The 18201-nt window shown below is 60.5% G+C and carries 14 protein-coding genes; 4 read left to right on the forward strand and 10 right to left on the reverse strand.

The features are described from left to right. Positions 1–2 precede the first annotated feature (2 nt). The 4 genes from narH to ACZ3HH_RS01170 all read right to left on the reverse strand — a co-directional run bounded on the left by narH (position 3) and on the right by ACZ3HH_RS01170 (position 8065). On the reverse strand, positions 3–1541 hold the full coding sequence (gene narH / locus ACZ3HH_RS01155; protein ID WP_038982852.1) for a nitrate reductase subunit beta: 1539 nt from the start codon (positions 1539–1541) through the stop codon (positions 3–5). Position 1542: 1 nt separating this feature from the next. Further along, on the reverse strand, positions 1543–5316 hold the full coding sequence (locus ACZ3HH_RS01160; RefSeq protein WP_465802282.1) for a nitrate reductase subunit alpha: 3774 nt from the start codon (positions 5314–5316) through the stop codon (positions 1543–1545). Between the two features lie 69 nt (positions 5317–5385). Then, positions 5386–6783 carry a NarK family nitrate/nitrite MFS transporter gene (locus ACZ3HH_RS01165; protein ID WP_465802284.1) on the reverse strand — a complete coding sequence of 466 codons (1398 nt, stop codon included), beginning with the start codon at positions 6781–6783 and terminating at the stop codon, positions 5386–5388. Beyond that, complete coding sequence (locus ACZ3HH_RS01170; RefSeq protein ID WP_465802286.1) at positions 6761–8065, reverse strand: MFS transporter; 1305 nt, start codon at positions 8063–8065, stop codon at positions 6761–6763. The genes ACZ3HH_RS01165 and ACZ3HH_RS01170 overlap by 23 nt, the downstream gene beginning before the upstream one ends. 304 nt (positions 8066–8369) lie before the next feature. Here ACZ3HH_RS01170 and ACZ3HH_RS01175 point away from each other — a divergent pair, with 304 nt between their 5' ends. The 4 genes from ACZ3HH_RS01175 (at position 8370) to ACZ3HH_RS01190 (ending at position 12050) form a co-directional block, all read left to right on the forward strand. Then, the gene (locus ACZ3HH_RS01175) at positions 8370–10172 is read left to right on the forward strand and encodes a HAMP domain-containing protein (protein WP_465802287.1); all 1803 of its coding nucleotides are present in this window, start codon (positions 8370–8372) and stop codon (positions 10170–10172) included. After that, the gene (gene narL / locus ACZ3HH_RS01180) at positions 10169–10816 is read left to right on the forward strand and encodes a two-component system response regulator NarL (protein WP_465802289.1); all 648 of its coding nucleotides are present in this window, start codon (positions 10169–10171) and stop codon (positions 10814–10816) included. The genes ACZ3HH_RS01175 and narL overlap by 4 nt, the downstream gene beginning before the upstream one ends. 86 nt (positions 10817–10902) lie before the next feature. Then, positions 10903–11577, forward strand: coding sequence for a Crp/Fnr family transcriptional regulator (locus ACZ3HH_RS01185; RefSeq protein WP_465802291.1), 675 nt, complete (start codon positions 10903–10905; stop codon positions 11575–11577). Positions 11578–11651: 74 nt separating this feature from the next. After that, complete coding sequence (locus ACZ3HH_RS01190) at positions 11652–12050, forward strand: putative zinc-binding protein (protein ID WP_465802292.1); 399 nt, start codon at positions 11652–11654, stop codon at positions 12048–12050. 884 nt (positions 12051–12934) lie between these two features. On the opposite strand, the gene ubiT is transcribed toward ACZ3HH_RS01190, so the two are convergent. From ubiT to pdxH, 6 genes are all read right to left on the reverse strand, one after another. After that, positions 12935–13405 carry a ubiquinone anaerobic biosynthesis accessory factor UbiT gene (ubiT, locus tag ACZ3HH_RS01195; protein ID WP_465802294.1) on the reverse strand — a complete coding sequence of 157 codons (471 nt, stop codon included), beginning with the start codon at positions 13403–13405 and terminating at the stop codon, positions 12935–12937. Further along, positions 13399–14289 (reverse strand): U32 family peptidase, encoded by an 891-nt coding sequence (locus tag ACZ3HH_RS01200; protein WP_465802295.1) that lies wholly within the window; start codon positions 14287–14289, stop codon positions 13399–13401. Before ACZ3HH_RS01200 ends, ubiT begins: the two co-directional genes overlap by 7 nt. 10 nt (positions 14290–14299) lie before the next feature. Beyond that, positions 14300–15295 (reverse strand): ubiquinone anaerobic biosynthesis protein UbiU, encoded by a 996-nt coding sequence (gene ubiU, locus ACZ3HH_RS01205; protein WP_030130726.1) that lies wholly within the window; start codon positions 15293–15295, stop codon positions 14300–14302. Between the two features lie 212 nt (positions 15296–15507). Next, complete coding sequence (locus tag ACZ3HH_RS01210; RefSeq protein WP_465802297.1) at positions 15508–16743, reverse strand: molybdopterin molybdotransferase MoeA; 1236 nt, start codon at positions 16741–16743, stop codon at positions 15508–15510. Then, positions 16740–17294, reverse strand: a complete 555-nt coding sequence (gene moaB, locus ACZ3HH_RS01215) for a molybdenum cofactor biosynthesis protein B (protein ID WP_008075064.1) — start codon at positions 17292–17294, stop codon at positions 16740–16742. Before moaB ends, ACZ3HH_RS01210 begins: the two co-directional genes overlap by 4 nt. A gap of 229 nt (positions 17295–17523) precedes the next feature. Then, a complete protein-coding gene (gene pdxH, locus ACZ3HH_RS01220) occupies positions 17524–18171 on the reverse strand; it encodes a pyridoxamine 5'-phosphate oxidase (RefSeq protein ID WP_465802299.1) in 648 nt (215 codons plus the stop codon). Positions 18172–18201 lie beyond the last annotated feature (30 nt).

Raw genomic sequence — 18201 nt, forward strand, 5'->3', positions numbered from 1 at the left:
GCTCATTCCTCCCACAACTGGACGGTTTTCAGGATGTCACGGCGGTTGGCTTTCTTCGCACCGAACATGTTGGTGTCGGAACTGCCGCTGCAGCCGCTGCCGAAACTGAAGCCGCAACCGGAGCGCTCGGCAAAGGCGTCACTCATGGCGTCTTCACGGTGCGCGCTCGGTACCACAAAGCGGTCTTCATAGTTGGCAATTGCCAGGTAGCGATACATCTCCTCGACCTGGGCCACGCTCAAACCGACATCCTTGAGCACTTGCAGGTCCTGAACGCCATCGACTTGCTCGGAACGTTTGTAAGCGCGCATCGCCAGCAAGCGTTTAAGCGCACGCTTGACCGGTTTTTCATCGCCCGCCGTCAGCAGGTTCGCCAGGTACTTCAGTGGAATACGCAGGCTGTCGACATCCGGGATCACCCCGTTCATACCGACGGTGCCAGCAGTGGCAGCGTTCTGGATCGGCGACAGTGGCGGTACGTACCAAACCATCGGCAAGGTGCGGTATTCCGGGTGCAGCGGCAGTGCGAGTTTCCAGTCCACGGCCATTTTGTAGACCGGCGAACGCTGGGCGGAATCGATCACCGACTGCGGTACGCCATCGGCCAGGGCCTGACGAATCACCGCCGGGTCATTCGGGTCGAGGAAGATCTCCAGTTGTTTCTCGTACAGGTCCTGCTCGTTGGCGGTGCTCGCCACTTCGCTGATGCGATCGGCGTCATACAGCAGCACACCGAGGTAACGGATGCGCCCGACGCAGGTTTCCGCGCAAACGGTCGGCATCCCGGCTTCGATCCGCGGGTAGCAGAAGATGCATTTCTCGGACTTGCCGCTCTTCCAGTTGAAGTAGATTTTCTTGTACGGGCAGCCGCTGATGCACATCCGCCAGCCACGGCATTTTTCCTGGTCGATCAGGACAATCCCGTCTTCTTCACGCTTGTAGATCGCCCCGCTCGGGCACGACGCCGCGCACGTCGGGTTGAGGCAGTGCTCGCACAGGCGCGGCAAATACATCATGAAAGTGTTTTCGTATTCGCCGTAAATATCCGCCTGGATCTTGTCGAAGTTCTTGTCCTTGCGACGCTTGGCGAATTCGGTGCCGAGGATCTCTTCCCAGTTCGGGCCCCACTCGATTTTTTCCATGCGCTTGCCGGAAATCAGCGAGCGCGGACGTGCAGTCGGCTGATGCTCGCCCAGCGGCGCGGTGTGCAGGTGTTGGTAATCGAAGTCGAACGGCTCGTAGTAATCGTCGAGGCTCGGCAGATCCGGGTTGGCGAAAATGTTCGCCAACACGCGGAATTTACCGCCGATGCGCGGGTTGATCGTGCCGTTGGCATTGCGGATCCAGCCGCCCTTCCACTTGTCCTGGTTTTCCCATTCTTTCGGGTAGCCGATCCCGGGTTTCGATTCAACGTTGTTGAACCAGGCGTATTCCATGCCTTCGCGGCTGGTCCAGACGTTTTTGCAGGTGATCGAACAGGTGTGGCAACCGATGCATTTGTCCAGGTTCAGAACCATGCCGATTTGTGAGCGAATCTTCATCTCAGTTCTCCTCGATATCGGTCGGCAGCGGACGTGGCAGGTCATCGCCACTTGAACCATCGAGCCAGTCGACTTTGGACATTTTGCGCACCACGACGAATTCATCGCGGTTGCAACCGACCGTGCCGTAATAGTTGAAACCGTAGGCTTGCTGGGCATAGCCGCCGATCATGTGAGTCGGCTTGAGCACCACTCGAGTGACCGAGTTGTGGTGGCCGCCACGGGTCTTGGTGGTTTCCGAACCTGGCACGTTCACGATCCGTTCCTGTGCGTGATACATCATCACCATGCCGTCCTTGACCCGTTGGCTGACCACCGCCCGGGCGGTCAGTGCACCGTTGACGTTGAAGCATTCGATCCAGTCGTTGTCCTCGATGCCGGCGCGTTTCGCGTCGTTCTCCGAGAGCCAGACAATCGGCCCGCCGCGGCTGAGGGTCAGCATCAGCAGGTTGTCGCTGTAGGTGCTGTGGATGCCCCATTTCTGGTGCGGAGTAATCCAGTTCAGGACGATTTCGATCTCGCCGTTGCTGCGCTTGCCTTTCACGCCTTCGATGGTGCGAGTGTTGACGGGCGGGCGATAACTCATCAGTTGCTCGCCGAACGCCTGCATCCACGGGTGATCCTGGTAGAACTGCTGGCGACCGGTGATGGTGCGCCATGGGATCCCTTCGTGAACGTTGGTGTAGCCGGCGTTGTAGCTGACGTGATCGTCTTCGAGACCCGACCAGGTCGGGCTGGAAATGATCTTGCGCGGCTGTGCCTGAATGTCGCGGAAACGAATCGCCTCGTGGGCCTTGGACAGCGCCAGGTGGCTGTGGTCGATGCCGGTGAATTCCGACAGGGCGGCCCAGGCCTTGACGGCAACATGGCCGTTGGTTTCCGGCGCCAGGGACAGAATCACTTCGGCGGCATCGATTGCCGTGTCGATTTTCGGCCGACCCTGGCTGATACCGGCATTGCCTTCTTTGTGATTGAGTTCACCGAGGAATTTCACTTCGGTTTCGGTGTTCCAGTTAATGCCCTTGCCACCGTTGCCGTGTTTTTCCAGCAACGGCCCAAGCGAGGAAAACTGCTTGTAGATGTTCGGGTAGTCACGCTCCACCACGTGCAGGTTGGGTGCGTTCTTGCCCGGCTCCGGCGCCACGCCGGCGCTTTTCCAGTCGGTGCCGCCAAACGGTTGGGCCAGTTCGCCAACGCTATCGTGCATCAGCGGGATGGTCACCAGGTCCTTCTCAACGCCCAGGTGCCCTTCGGCCATGCTGGAAAACGCCTTGGCGATGCCTTTGTAGATTTCCCAGTCGGAACGCGATTCCCACGCCGGGTCGATGGCAGCCGACAACGGGTGAATGAACGGGTGCATGTCCGAGGTGTTCATGTCGTCTTTTTCGTACCAGGTTGCGGTCGGCAAGACGATGTCGGAATAGACGCAGGTCGAGGACATGCGGAAGTCCAGCGTGGTGACCAGATCGAGTTTGCCGATGGCGCCCTCGTCCACCCATTCGGCTTCTTCGGGTTTGCAATCGCCGACCTGGCCGATGTCTTCGTTCATCACCCCGTTCTTGGTGCCGAGCAGGTACTTGAGCATGTACTCGTGGCCCTTGCCCGAGGAGCCCAGCAAGTTGGAACGCCAGATGAACATGTTGCGCGGGAAGTTGACCGGGCTGTCCGGCTGTTCGCAGGAGAAGCGCAGCGAACCGTCCTGCAGCGACTTGACCACGTAGTCTTTCGGGTCCATGCCGGCGGCGGCAGCATCGCGGCAAATGTGCAAAGGGTTAGTGTTGAGTTGCGGTGCGCTGGGCAACCAACCGGCGCGTTCGGCGCGGATGTTGTAGTCCAGGGCATGCTCGGGAAACTGTGATTTATCGGCCAATGGCGAGAGCACGTCGTGCATGCTCATCTTCTCGTGGCGCCATTGCGAACTGTGGGCGTAGAAGAAACTGGTGCCGTTCATTTGGCGAGGCGGACGGTTCCAGTCCAGGCCGAATGCCAGGGGCAGCCAGCCGCATTGCGGACGGAGTTTTTCCTGACCGACGTAGTGCGCCCAACCGCCACCGGTCTGGCCGACACACCCGCAGAGCATGAGCATGTTGATCAGCCCGCGGTAGTTCATGTCCATGTGGTACCAGTGGTTCATCGCCGCGCCGACGATGATCATCGAGCGACCCTTGGTCTTGTCGGCGTTATCGGCAAACTCACGGGCAATCTGGATCGCTTTCTCGCGGCTGACGCCGGTGATCTGCTCCTGCCAGGCCGGGGTTCCCGGCACCGAGGCGTCGTTGTAATCCTTGGCCACGTTGGCGCCACCGAGGCCGCGATCGATCGCCAGGTTGGCGGCCGACAGGTCGAACACGGTGGCGACTTTGGCCACGCTGCCGTCCGCCAGCACCACGTTATGCACCGGCACGCGGCGGTATTGCACGGCATCGCCGGCCACGTGCTGGAAGTGCTCGTGGGACTCGCCGGCAAAATACGGGAACGCCACTTCGGCGACATCATCGCCGATCAGGCTCAGTTTCAGATCGATCTCACGGCCTTCGCCGCCTTCACGAGGCAGGATGTTCCACTTGCCCTTCTCGCCCCAGCGATAGCCGATGGAGCCTTGAGGGGAAACCAGTTCGCCGCTGACATCCAGCGCGATGGTTTTCCATTCCGGGTTGTTTTCCTGGCCGAGGTTGTCGGTCAAGTCGCTGGCGCGCAGGAAGCGGTCCGGCTGGTAACCGGCGCCCGGTGCCTTGTCGACCATTTGCTTGAGCAGCACCAGCACTGGCAAATCGGTGAAGCGCTTGGCGTAGTCAGTGAAATAAGCGCTCGGTTTGTCCAGATGGAATTCTTTGAAGATCACATGGTTGAACGCCTGCGCCAGCGCCGCGTCGGTGCCTTGCTTAGGGTTCAGCCACAGGTCGGTGAGCTTGGCGACTTCCGAGTAGTCCGGGGTGATTGCGACAGTCTTGGTGCCCTTGTAACGCACTTCGGTAAAGAAGTGCGCATCCGGGGTCCGGGTTTGCGGAACGTTGGAGCCCCAGGCAATGATGTAGTTGGAGTTGTACCAGTCGGCCGATTCCGGCACGTCGGTCTGCTCGCCCCAGACCATCGGCGAGGCCGGTGGCAGGTCGCAGTACCAGTCGTAGAAACTCAGGCACGCGCCACCGATCAGCGACAGGTAACGCGCACCTGCGGCGTAGCTGACCATCGACATGGCCGGAATCGGCGAGAAGCCGACGATCCGGTCGGGGCCGTACTGCTTGATGGTGTAGACGTTGGCCGCGGCGATGATCTCGTTGACTTCCTCCCAGTTGGAACGAATGAAGCCACCCATGCCGCGCTTGCTTTTATAGGAGTCGGCCTTGGCCTTATCCTCGACGATGCTGGCCCAGGCTTCGACCGGCGCCATGGTCTGCCGCGCATCACGCCAGAGCTTGAGCAACGGCTTGCGGATTTTCGGGTACTTGAGCCGGTTGGCGCTGTAGATATACCAGCTGTAACTGGCACCACGCGGGCAGCCACGGGGCTCATGGTTAGGCAGATCGTTGCGGGTACGCGGGTAGTCGGTCTGCTGGGTTTCCCAGGTGATCAGGCCGTTCTTGACGTAGATTTTCCACGAGCAGGAGCCGGTGCAGTTCACCCCATGGGTGGAGCGCACGATCTTGTCGTACTGCCAGCGCGAACGGTAGACGTTCTCCCAGTCGCGAGACTCTTTGCGGGTCTCTCCATGACCGTCGGAAAACTCGTTTTGCTTACGGTTGAAAAACCGCAATTGATCCAGTAAATGACTCACGGTGTAGTCCTCTCAGGCTTTGTCGCGGAGTCTGTGCCCCGCCCACGCAATGGTTGAATTCGGGTCGTCTCAGCAGGGTGTCGCGGCGCCTTTGCGCGCGTACCACCACCAGGTCACGACGATGCAGCTCAGGTAAAAGCCGACGAACATGTAGAAGGCCATCTCCGGGCCGCCGGTCAGGGCCATCGACGAGCCGAAGGATTTGGGAATAAAGAACGCACCGAAGGCGCCCATGGCCGAACTGAAGCCCAGGACGGCGGCAGATTCTTTGCCGGCGTTTTTCAGTGCTTGTTCGCGCACTGCCGGTGGTTTTCCGGCCGAGGCTTTTTCATGTTGGGTGCGGAAGATCACCGGGATCATCCGGAAGGTGGAGCCGTTGCCGACGCCAGTGGTGATGAACAGCAGCATGAACAGGCCGAGGAAGCCGTAGAAGTTGCCGCCGGTACCGTTCTGCGGCAGGAAGTGCATCACGCCGAAGACCATCGCGATCATCGCCACGAAGTTCCACAAGGTCACTTTCGCGCCACCCAGTTTGTCCGCCAGCCAGCCGCCCAATGGACGAACCAGCGCACCGACCAACGGGCCGAGGAAGGCGAATTTCAACGCGATGACATCAGGGAACGAGGTTTTGATCAGCAGCGGAAACGCAGCGGAGAAACCGATGAATGAACCGAAGGTCGCCAGGTACAACCAGCACATCAGCCAGTTGTGTTTGCGTTTGAAGATGACGGCCTGCTCGCTGAAGGAAGCGCGGGCACTGGACAGATCATTCATGCCGAACCAGGCCAGCACTGTCACCAGGACAATAAACGGCACCCAGATGAAACCGGCGTTCTGCAGCCACAACTGGCCACCGTCCGGCAGTGCTTGCGGTTTACCGCCCATGAAGCCGAACACACCGAAGGTAATCACCAGCGGCACGCAGAACTGCATCACCGAAACGCCCAGGTTACCCAACCCTGCGTTGAGGCCCAGGGCTGTGCCCTGCTGCGACTTGGGATAGAAGAAGCTGATGTTGGACATGCTCGAGGCAAAGTTGCCGCCACCAAAACCGCAGAGCAAGGCAATCAACACGAACACGCTGTAGGAGGTGCTCGGGTCCTGCACGGCGAAGCCCATCCAGATCGATGGCAGCAACAACGACGCGGTGCTCAGGGCGGTCCAGCGACGGCCACCGAAGATCGGCACCATAAAGGAATAGAAGACGCGCAAGGTCGCACCGGACAACCCCGGCAACGCCGCCAGCCAGAACAACTGGTCAGTGGTGAAGCTGAAGCCGATGGCGTTCAAACGCACGATCACCGTGCTCCAGACCATCCACACCGCGAAGGCCAACAACAGCGCAGGAATGGAAATCCACAGGTTGCGAGTGGCGGTCTGTTTGCCGCTACTTCCCCAGAACGCGGGGTCCTCGGGGCGCCAGTCATGAATGACCGGGCCTTTGTCAGGCTTTTGCAGAACGGACATGTTCTTCTCCTAGGGCAATGCTGGAAATCGGGGACGGGGTCAGCAGCGGCGCTTTACCCAGCACCGGGCTTTTGCGTATTTCGCTGAAGTACATCCAGGTGAGGGAGACCCAGACCACGCCGTACATCAACATGAAGCAGGAAGAGCGCACGCCGGTGAGGTCCACCAGGGCGCCAAACAGGATCGGCAGCACAAAACCGCCCAGGCCACCGGCGAGGCCGACGATGCCGGACACCGCGCCCATGTTTTTCGGGTAGTCATTGGCGATGTATTTGAAGACCGAGGCCTTGCCGAACGCGAAGGCGATGCCCATGACGAACAGCAGCACGGTGAACAGCGCGGGATTGAGGCCGATGTGGAAATCCAGCGGGCCGTTGATGGTCTGCACTTGCAGTTGGGTCTGGGGATACGAGAGCAGGAACAGGCAGATCCAGCTGACCCACAACACCCACCAGGTCACGCTTTGCGCGCCCCAGCGATCCGACATCCAGCCGCCGACGGCGCGCAGCACGCCACCGGGCAGGGAAAAACAGGCCGCCAGCAGCGCCGCGCTTTGCAGGCTGAAACCGTATTCCTGCACGTAGTACTTGGTCATCCACAGGGCCAGGGCCACATAGCCGCCGAAGACGATCGAGTAGTACTGGCAGTAGCGCCACACCGCAGGGTCTTTCAGCGAGCGCAGTTGTTCACGCAAGCTGGCGCCGGTGGCACTGCGGTGGTCCTTGTTTTCGGCACTGAGGAACCAGAACAGCAGCGCGGTAATGAAGAGGATCGCGCTAAAGACTTTCGGCACCAGTTGCCAGCTGCCGACAGCAATCAGTGCCGGGGCGAGAAACTTGGTCACCGCAGCCCCGGCGTTACCGGCGCCGAAGATGCCCATGGCGAAGCCTTGATTCTCCTTGTCGAACCATTTGGCGACGTAGGCAATCCCGACCGAAAACGAGCCGCCGGCCAGGCCGACGAACAAGCCCAGCACCAAAAACTGCCAATAGGCGGTGGCGTGGCTGATCAAGTACAGCGGTGCGACGCAAGACAGCATCAGCAGGAAGAACACGCTGCGCCCGCCGAAGCGGTCGGTCAGCAAACCCAGCGGCAAACGCACCAACGAGCCGGTCAGCACCGGGGTCGCGGCCAGCAGGCCGAACTGGGTTTCGTTGAGCTGGAGCAGTTCCTTGATCGGCACCCCGAGCACGGCAAACATCATCCAGACCATGAAGCACACAGTGAAGGCCAGCGTGCTCATGCCCAGCACCAAGCCTTGTCGTACACGCGGTGGGTTCACAATGCTCTCCAGTCAGTTAGCCATGCCGGCAGACTAGAGAGGCCAACCCCGCAAAAACTTGATCCATGTCAACGAAGCCCTAGGGGGCATAGGCCTATGCTTGTGCGGTCTACCTCTAAGGAGGTAGTTCGAGACAACCTTAAAACCCTTTATTTATCAGCTTGTTAAGGGTTTTAACCGATGCTTTTGCTGACAAGGAACCGTCGGCAACTCTTTAGAGGTAGCGCGCCCGGGATCGGCGGCAAAAACCCACTTTGGTGCTGCACATGCTCTGTTTTCCTTATTTCTTCCGGGACCTGCGCTGATGATGCGCTGGTTGCGCAGCTCCCTGCCCGCTCGCGCCGGGCTGGCGGTCATCCTGATCGCCGTGCTGGCGCTCGCCAGTTCGTTGAGCGCCGGGCTGATCGCCTGGTTCAGCCAGGGCGATGCGGCCGCCATCAACACCGCAGGCTCGGTACGCATGGAGACCTATCACCTGAGCTGGAAACTCGCCGCGGGTGCAACGCCCTCAGAAATCACCGCCATCACCGACAGCCTGCAAACCCGTCTCACCAGCCAGTCACTCAAGGCCGTGCTGGAAGATGGCCCGACCACCGCATTGCAACTCAGCTATGGGCAAATCCAGCAACAATGGAACGAGGATTTACGCCCGGCACTTGAGCGCGGCGATGCTGCGGCCTTTCAGGTCCAGGCCCACTCCTTCGTTGAGCAACTGAACCAATTCGTCAATCTGTTGCAGCGCCAGAGCGAACAAAAGCAAGGCTGGCAACAGGCGATTCAGGGCATGGCCCTGTTCACCACCATGATCGTCCTGTTGATCGGGTTATATGAGTTGCAGTACGGCGTCGTCACCCCTTTGAAAGAGTTGGTGGACGCGACCCAGCGCTTCCGTCGCGGCGATTTCAAGGTGCGGGTCAACCATCAATCCCAGGACGAACTGGGTCAGTTGGCCATGAGTTTCAATAGCATGGCCGAGACCATCGAAGAGTCGCATCGCACTCTGGAAAGTCAGGTCCTGCAAAAAACCCTGAACCTGCAACAAGCCAATGCCGCCCTGGAGCTTCTGTATCAAACCAGCCGAAGCCTGGCCACACGCCTGGCCAATGCCGAAGGCCTGGATGAATTGATTCGACGCTTCCAGCAACGCCTGCCCGGCTTGCGCCTGTCGCTGTGTCTGCAAGGCCAACTGCAGGCACCGGCCCAGCAGTTGCTCGCCCTGCATGGCGCGAGCATCCGGGAAGTCTGCGCCAGTAGCGACTGTGCAACCTGCGAGCGGCACCCTAAAACTAACCCGCAAATCTTCAGCATCAGCAACCAGGGCAGTGAACTGGGTGAACTCAAGGCGCACTTTGTCGACGGTCATCCCATGCAAGCCTGGGAAACCCAGCTGATCCAGGCCCTGGCCAATCTGATCGGCACCTCGCTCTCGCTCAAGCGCCAACGGGAACAGGATCATCGCCTGCTACTGCTCGAAGAACGCACGATCATCGCCCGCGAGCTGCATGATTCACTGGCCCAGGCCCTGTCCTACATGAAGCTGCAAGTCAGCCGCATGCAGACCCTGATGCGCCGGGGCGAACCGACCCAGACCCTGGAAACCGTCACCGCCGAATTGCGCGAGGGACTGAACAATGCCTACCGCCAGTTACGCGAGTTGCTGACCACGTTTCGCTTGCAGATCCACGACGCGGGACTGGTGCAGGAACTCAAGGACACCGCCGAGGAGTTCTCCCGTCGCGGCGAGTTTCAGGTGCATCTGCACGTCGACACGCTGGCCTTTCAGTTATCGGCCAGCGAACAGATCCACATTCTGCAGATCACCCGCGAGGCGCTCTCCAACTGCCTGCGCCACGCCCATGCGCAAAACGCCTGGCTACAACTGCGCCAAGACGGCGAGACGGTCAGATTGTCGATCGAAGACGACGGTCGCGGCTTCAGCGGCAACGTCGACCAACGCGAACACCACGGCCTGAACATCATGGATGAACGGGCTCGCAGCTTGCACGGCCAGCTGCAGATCATCTCCAGGAAACCCCAAGGCACCCGTGTCCAACTGGAATTCCACCCGGAGTTTCTCGGGCAGCAAACAGAAGGTAGCGCCACATGAACCCGTCCCCACAACACAAAATCCTGCTGGTAGACGATCACCCGATGATGCGTCACGGCATTCGCCAGATGCTCGAACTCGAAGATGACTTCCTGATCGTCGGCGAAGCCAGCCAGGGTGAAGAAGCACTCAGTCTGATTGAGCCGCTTCGACCGGACCTGGTCTTGCTCGACAACAACATGCCGCAAATGAATGGCATCGAAACCCTGCGCCGACTACGGGCCATGCACTACACCGGCAAAGTGCTGCTGTTTACGGTATCGGACGCCGAAGACGATATTCGCGATGCACTGCGCCTGGATGCCGACGGTTATCTGCTCAAGGACATGGAACCCGAACTGTTGATCCAGTACATCCGCGATGCCTTGAACGGCGCCTTGGTGATCAGCCCGGGGCTGACTCAAGTCATGGCGCAGGCGCTGCGTTCTCCGCCACGCCAGGCCGTGGTGGAATTGACCGAGCGTGAACGTCAGGTGTTGAAAACCATCGCCAGCGGTTTCAGCAACAAGGTCATCGGGCACAAGCTGGGCATCACCGAAGGAACGGTCAAGGTCCACGTGAAAAACCTGCTGCACAAACTCGGCTTGCGCTCGCGAGTGGAGGCAGCGGTGTGGGCCATGGAGCATCTGCGCAGTGCGGGCTGACAGGCATTCCTCTTTGGAGGTAGGCCTGCAGAGGCATAGGTCATTTGGCCTGCGCTCTCTACTATGACGGTCAGCGGAGGTACGCCATGCTGACCCACCCTTCCATCGTTTTAACGTTACGCCGTCATCATCTGTTCAGCCAACTCCCGGAGAAGATCTTCGAGGAAGTCTGTGGACTGGCCATGCTCAAGCGCCTGAGTTGTCATAGCACGCTCATGCATCAAGGGGATCCGGCCAGGCGTTTTTTCCTGTTGGTCAGCGGCCAGGTCAAGTTGTACCGGCTCACCGGCGAAGGCCAGGAGAATCTGGTGGAGATCATCCAGCCCGGCCAAACCTTTGCCGAAGCCCTGCTGTTCAGTCAGGCCCGGCTCTACCCGGTGAGCGCCACCGCACTGAAGGACAGCGTGCTGGTGAGTATCGAGGGCAACCATTACCGCAATGCCCTGGAGGACCAGCCGAAAGTCTGTCTGGCGATCCTCGCGAGCATGAGCGTTCACCTGCACCTGCGTCTGCGTGACATCGATACCCTGACCATGGCCAGTGCGAGCCGTCGGGTGATCAATTTTCTGTTCCAGGAACGCCACCCGGTTACTGGTCTGATTGTCTTGCAGGTGTCCAAACGTCTGGTGGCGTCGAAACTCGGCATTCAACCGGAAACCTTCTCGCGGATTTTGCATCGCCTGGTGGAGTGCGGCCTGATCGCCATGGAGCGTCGCCATATCAGCATCCTCGCTGAGGAGGAACTGGCGGCGTTTCAATAGTCGGAATTGACCGTCATCAAGGCGCAATGCCACGCACCTTGCACACTGGCAGAGTCCATCCACGGAGAGTGCAAATGCCCCGTTCAACCCTGCCTTTGGTTTACTCCTGCTCAGGTTGCTCCAATGTCGCCCAACTGGCCAATACCCTGGCGGTGCGACTGGACCGCAGCGGCCTGGCTGAAATGTCCTGCATCGTCGGTGTTGGCGGGCATGTGGCGGCGTTGGTCAACAAAGCGCGCTCGGGGCGCCGGATCTTCGCGCTGGACGGCTGCCCGTTGCAATGTGTTGAAAACTGCCTCAAGCAGCATGGGCTGCAGGCTGATGTGCATCTGATTTTGAGTCAGTACGGGCTGCGCAAACGCTATGGCGAGGACTGCACGCAGGCGCAGAGTGATGAGTTGTTTGAAGGGATCAGCCAGTTGATTGCCAGTGATGCTCGGCAGCATGAAAGCCGGCAGGAAACGATGGCCTGAAGAACAACAAGAACCCTGTGGGAGCGGGCTTGCCCGCGATGGCGGTCTGACCGTTGACCTATAGTTTTGGTCGGGGTACATATCCATTTCTGCGGTAACGGCTGCTATTGGTTTCGCTTTTACAGCGAGTCACTTTGGAAAAGCGCCAAAGTAACCAAAGCGCTCATACCCCTGTCGTTCGGTGCCTCGCTGTGGCTCGCCATGCCCTCGCTCCGGTCCTGCTCCGTGGGCCCGCCGCGATCGGCCATCCATGGCCGTGCGCGGCTAACCCGGCATCCATGCCGGGTTGCCCACTACGCAGAACCTCCACTCGGCCTCTCGAGGGGGCGAGTACCGCAAAAGCACCGCGAGGCGGCCTACCGGCCGGCCTGTTTCCTCAACGCCTGCGCGTGTTGATCGTTCCCACGCTCCGCGTGGGAATGCATCCCGTGACGCTCCGCGTCACCATTGCGCAGGACTCAAGTCTTGCGTCGACAGCGGGACGCAGAGCGTCCCCGGCGGCATTCCCACGCGGAGCGTGGGAACGATCAGTGTGGGAACGGCTCCTGTTGCTTTGGATTTGGCTTTGGATTTGGCTTTGGCTTTTGATCTTGCTTTTGATCTTGATCTGCCCCGTCGGAAGGCCGAGCGCAGGTTCTGCGCAGTGGGCACCGCGGCAAGGATGCCGCGGTAGCCGCCCCCGGCCATGGATGGCCGATGGCGGCGGGCCCACGGAGCAGGACCGGAGCGAGGGTACCCTGAGCCTAGGCGAAGGGCCGTACGTCAGGGGCGAAAGCGTTTTGGTTACTTTGGCGCTTTTCCAAAGTGACCCGCCGTAAGGGCGGAACCCTAAGCCGCCGTTACCGCAGGAATGGATATGTACCCCGACCAAAAACACAGCTCGGCTAACCGGCCGCCAACCCCTTCCCCGCCCGCTCCAGATTGCGCCACAACCAAACAGGCAACACATCAGGATCCAGACTGTCGATCAGATTCTTCAACGCCAACCCCAACTCCGTGTCCCCCTCAATCACCAAACGCCGGCGAAAAAACAGCGTATCCGGATCTTCCTGACGGCTCGCCAACAGTAAAAACTCCCGCCAATTACCACTAATCGTCACATGCGCCGTGGCATGCTCGGCAATCCGCAACCCTTTACCACTGAGCGTCAGATACCAGGACAAGCCCAAATCCGGAATCCGCAGGCACAACCAACGCCCACGCAACACCTCAAACTCGCCATCACGCAACGGCCCGGCAAGGCAACGATTCAGCGCCTGCTGCAACCCCAGACGCTGCACGGCAAAAGGCACCCGGCGTACCAGCGGCAACAACCGGTCGGCACCTTTCAACAGCCACTTTTTTCGATTCAACACAGGCCGACCTCCTCGACACGCAGCATGCCGGCCTGGCCATGCCAATAACCATTGCACCCTTCGACGAACAGCGGCGGTGTCTCGCCCAGACGAACCCGTTGATAGGCCGCAACCACCTCGGCCATGCCCTGGGCACGAGGGCTCAAGCGCAACAGATCGGCACCGCAGGCCACCAGCCCGGAGTAATCGGCCAGCAGATTGGTCACCTCGGCCGACATCGTTTGAATACCGTTGATGGTGAACAGCGCCTGCCCTTCCTGGCTGGTCAGCGCCAAGCCGTCGGGGTAGTTGATGCAGCAAAACTGGCAGTCATCCTTGGGCCGGTTTTCCGCCCGAGCCGTAAAGCAGCGAGCGGAATAGGCCAACGGCAAATGCCCATAGGCAAAGATTTCAACTTCCGGCACTGCATGGCCCAGTTCGCGTACCTGTTCGATCACATCACCAATCAGCGCCGCCGAACATTCCACGGGCGGCACCCAGCGGGTCATGCCGCTGTCGATCAATTGCGCCAATGAGTGACCGTTGTACAAATTGAGGGCCGGGCCGCCCACGAACGGCAACTTGCGCTCGGCCAAAAACTGCACCGCGCCCATGTCGTTGGCTTCCACCAGCAATTGGCCGTTGTCGCACAGCCGGCGCAGGCTAGAGAGTTCGGACGCCGCTTCGATCAGCGTCAGGCTGGAAAGTACCAGTTGTGCCTGGCTGCATTCCTGCAACTCACGGCCCAAACCCAGCCATTGATCCAGCGAAAAAGCCCGACGTTTCGAGCACACGGTTTCCCCCAGATAAATCACATCCAGGGGCAAGGTCGACATCTCGGCGTAAAAGTTGCTGAGTTGCTCTTTGTCCCAATAAAACAGGACCGGTCCCAGGCTGAGTTTCATGTCGAATCCCTCATTGCCATGATCGATGATAAGCACCCAGAGTGGTCTGGCTGCCTTCGGACAAACCGGCCAGCACCTGACGCCATTCGTCCTTGACCCGAAAACTGCCCGGCGCGCCACGATGGGCGTCCAGCGCCGCGCGCCACACACGGGTGACTTGTTCGACATAGGCCGGGCTGCGTTGACGACCCTCGATTTTCACCGCTTCGACGCCGATGGCCGTCAGTTCCGGCAGCAAGTCCAGGGTGTCGAGGCTGGTGGGTTCCTCCAGCGCATGAAAGCGTTTGCCGCCGACCAGGAAGCGGCCCTTGCACAAGGTCGGGTAACCGGCCGGTTCGTCAGGGGTGTAGCGATCGATCAGCACTTCGCTGAGGCGCGCGCTCAAGCCTTCGGCGTCCTCACTCCAGCGCACCGCTTTGGCCGGCGAACAGACACCGCACAGGTTCGGCGACTCGCCGGTAATGTAGGAAGACAGATGGCAACGCCCTTCGGCCATGATGCATAAGCTGCCGAAACCAAACACTTCGATGGGCACCGGGCTGCTGGCAGCGACCTGGCGTACTTGCGCCAACGACAACACTCGCGGCAGCACCGCGCGTCGAATGCCGTAGCGCTGCGCATAAAACTCCAGCGCCGCAGCATGGGTCGCCGAGCCCTGGACCGACAGGTGCAACGCCAGTTGCGGGTGGCGCTGGCTGGCATAGTTGAGCACCCCGGGGTCGGCGGCGATCAGCGCATCGACGCCGAAATCGGCGGCACGATCCACCGCCCGCTGCCAGCGCTCCCAGCCCTTGGGTTGCGGGTACGTGTTGACCGCGACATAGAGTTTGCGTTGATGTTGGCGAATGTGGGCGACCGCGGCGTCGAACTGCTTGTCGTCCATGTTCAGCCCCGCGAAATGCCGGGCGTTGGTGTCATCGCGAAAGCCGACATAGACGGCATCGGCGCCTTGGCGCACCGCCGCTTTAAGCGCAGGCAGGTTCCCTGCCGGGCAGACCAGTTGCATGGGTAATCCTCATGAAAAAACGCGCCCGGGCCTAATCAGTCATGGTCGGAATACGCTTGTGGCGAGCGAGCTTGCTCCGGGCGGCGTTCCGACGCTGGACTGCGCAGCAGGCCTAAATAACAGGGCCGCTTCGCGACCCAGCGGGAGCAAGCTCCCTCGCCACACAGTCTAGCCAGACCGGCAGGCACGGCCTTGACGGCAATCAATTGCCATCAATGCATCAGGTCGGCGAAGGACAGGAACATCACGTTGTCGTGCTTGAGCACTTGCTGCTCGCACTCGATCACTGCCAGCCCATCGGCCCAGCACGCGGCGGTCAACATCGCCGAGCTTTGCTGAGGGTGCAGTTCCACGCTCAACTGGCCATCGGCGCCGGGCGTCAATCGGGCCCGCAGGTACTGTCGACGCTTGTTACGCTGCAACCAGTCGAACCCGGCGGGCACGGTCAAGGGCACCGGCAGTACGTCAGTCACGCCTTGGGCCCTGAGCAGGAACGGACGCACCACCACCAACGCGGTAATCAGCGCCGCCGAAGGATTTCCCGGCATACCGATCCACGGTTTACCGGCCACTTCACCAAAGGCCAATGGCTTGCCCGGCTGAATGGCCAGTCGCCAGAAATCAACGTTGCCCAGTTCCTCGATCGCCTGTTTGAGGTGATCTTCCTCGCCCACCGACACGCCACCGGAACTCAACAGCAAGTCGCATTCCGAAGACGCCAGGCTCAAGGCATGCCGGCTGGCCGCCAACTCATCGACCATGACGCCATAGTCATGCACCTCGACGCCCCAGCCGCGCAACAACGCGGCGAGGCAATACCGGTTGCTGTTGTAAATCTGCCCCGGCGCCAACGGATCGCCCGGCTCACGCAGTTCATTACCGCTGCTGAGCAGGCACACCTGCAACGGTCGATAGACCTCGACCCGCGCGACCCCGGCGCCGGCCAGCAACCCCAGTTCTTGTGCGCGCAGGCGTTTGCCGGCCTTGAGCAACAAATCCCCGCGGCGAACTTCCTCACCCTCCTTGCGCACATGGTCGCCAACGGATACAGGCGGGAACCAGACGCGCTCGCCCTCGACCCGACAGCGCTCTTGCGGCACCACGGTATCGGCGCCCGGTGGCAATGGCGCGCCGGTAAAGATCTGCACCGTTTGCTGCGCGAGCAAGGGCGTGCATGCTTGATCCCCCGCTGCAATGCGCCCGCCAATCGACAAAGAGCCCCCCGCCTGAGGCAAGTCAGCCGCCCTGAGGGCATAGCCGTCCATGGCACTGTTGTCCCAGGCCGGCAGGTTCACCGGGGAATGAATGTCCGCCGCCAGCACCCGCCCCATGGCTTGATCCAGACGAATCATTTGCGCCAGGGGCGGCGGCGCTGCCTGGTCCAGCAGACGGCTGATGGCCTCGTCCACCGGCATCAGGTTGCCGATGTCGCACACCCGGCCGGTCATGAGCGTGTCCCGCAGGCGTCGATGACCCGCTGCGCTTGCGGTTTCAAATGCGGGGCGAAATTGCACGGGCCGGTGCGACTGTCCAATTGCTCAAGCAGGATCTTGTTCCAGGCCGTCCGGCAGGCACCCGGCGAGCCTGGAACGCAGCACACCAGCACGCCGTTACTCATGCCGGCCAGTGCCCGGGACTGCAGGCTGGACATGCCGATTTCCTCCAGAGACACCTGCCGGAACAGTTCGCCGAAGCCTTCCACATGCTTGTCCAGCAATGGCAAGACTGCTTGCGGCGTGTTGTCGCGAGCGGTGAAACCGGTGCCGCCGGTCATCAACACCACTTGCACCGTGGGGTCGGCGATCCACCGGGAAACGGTGGCGCGGATCTGATAAATATCGTCCTTGACCAGATCGCGATCGATCAACACATGCCCGGCTGTTTGCAGCAAATCCGTCAGGGTTTGTCCCGAAGTGTCGGTGTCAAAAGTGCGCGTATCGCTGATGGTCAGCACGGCAATGTTCAGGGGTTCAAACGTGCGTTGCGCCAGATGGGCCATATCCAGGTCTTCCCGTAGATGAGGGTATGGCCCAAAGCCTGAACCGGAATAGCGAGCGAGCCTATTCCTCCAAGGAGGTACCTCGTCAGGGACATAAGAAGATTGTGTCGGGCACACAAAACCTGTGGGAGCGGGCTTGCCCGCGATGGCGATACTCGACTCAACACATGTATTGACTGAAATGACGCCTTCGCGGGCAAGCCCGCTCCCACACTGTCCCCCATCGCTATCAAGGTGCCAAGCGGTTGCGATGCCATGCGCCATCGCGCAAACGGTAATCGAGTCGATCATGCAAGCGGTCAGCCCGCCCCTGCCAGAACTCCAGACGTTCAGGGTGCAGGCAGTAGCCGCCCCAATGCTCGGGGCGCGACACGGTCTGGCCAACGAAGCGTTTGATGGTTTCAGCCAGCATGGATTCCAGCGCTGCACGACTGGCCAGCGGTCGGCTCTGCGGTGAAGCCCAGGCCCCCAGGCGACTGGCCATGGAACGGGAATCGAAGTACGCATCCGACAACGCCGGATCGAGCCTGGACACCTGTCCTTCGATACGCACCTGACGCTCCAGTCCCGGCCAGAAAAAAGTCATGGCGGCATAGGGATTGGCGGCCAGTTGCTGACCCTTGTCGCTCTGATAATTGCCGAAAAAAGTAAAACCTTCATCACTCAACCCCTTGAGCAGCAGAACCCGACAGTGCGGCCGCCCTTCAGGGTCGACCGTCGCCAGCACCATGCTATTGGCCTCGACAGGTGCGCACTCGGTGTCGCGGGCCTGTTGCAGCCATTGCCGGAACATCGCCAGCGGATCGTCCAGCGCAGCCTCATCTTGCAGGCCATTGAGGGTGTAGTTACGGCGCATCTGAGCCAGGGAAAGCGGCATGACGGTGATCTCCGGAAGGTTTTACGCAGT

The organism is Pseudomonas sp. PME37.24/025 (assembly GCF_055556615.1).

What these genes read in the sequence shown, in the direction of transcription:
- narH (WP_038982852.1), bottom strand. Translation starts at nt 1,541, where the DNA reads ATGAAGATTCGCTCACAAATCGGCATGGTTCTGAACCTGGACAAATGC.
- ACZ3HH_RS01165 (WP_465802284.1), bottom strand. Translation starts at nt 6,783, where the DNA reads ATGTCCGTTCTGCAAAAGCCTGACAAAGGCCCGGTCATTCATGACTGG.
- ACZ3HH_RS01175 (WP_465802287.1), top strand. Translation starts at nt 8,370, where the DNA reads ATGATGCGCTGGTTGCGCAGCTCCCTGCCCGCTCGCGCCGGGCTGGCG.
- narL (WP_465802289.1), top strand. Translation starts at nt 10,169, where the DNA reads ATGAACCCGTCCCCACAACACAAAATCCTGCTGGTAGACGATCACCCG.
- ACZ3HH_RS01185 (WP_465802291.1), top strand. Translation starts at nt 10,903, where the DNA reads ATGCTGACCCACCCTTCCATCGTTTTAACGTTACGCCGTCATCATCTG.
- ACZ3HH_RS01190 (WP_465802292.1), top strand. Translation starts at nt 11,652, where the DNA reads ATGCCCCGTTCAACCCTGCCTTTGGTTTACTCCTGCTCAGGTTGCTCC.
- ACZ3HH_RS01200 (WP_465802295.1), bottom strand. Translation starts at nt 14,289, where the DNA reads ATGAAACTCAGCCTGGGACCGGTCCTGTTTTATTGGGACAAAGAGCAA.
- ubiU (WP_030130726.1), bottom strand. Translation starts at nt 15,295, where the DNA reads ATGCAACTGGTCTGCCCGGCAGGGAACCTGCCTGCGCTTAAAGCGGCG.
- ACZ3HH_RS01210 (WP_465802297.1), bottom strand. Translation starts at nt 16,743, where the DNA reads ATGACCGGCCGGGTGTGCGACATCGGCAACCTGATGCCGGTGGACGAG.
- moaB (WP_008075064.1), bottom strand. Translation starts at nt 17,294, where the DNA reads ATGGCCCATCTGGCGCAACGCACGTTTGAACCCCTGAACATTGCCGTG.
- pdxH (WP_465802299.1), bottom strand. Translation starts at nt 18,171, where the DNA reads ATGCCGCTTTCCCTGGCTCAGATGCGCCGTAACTACACCCTCAATGGC.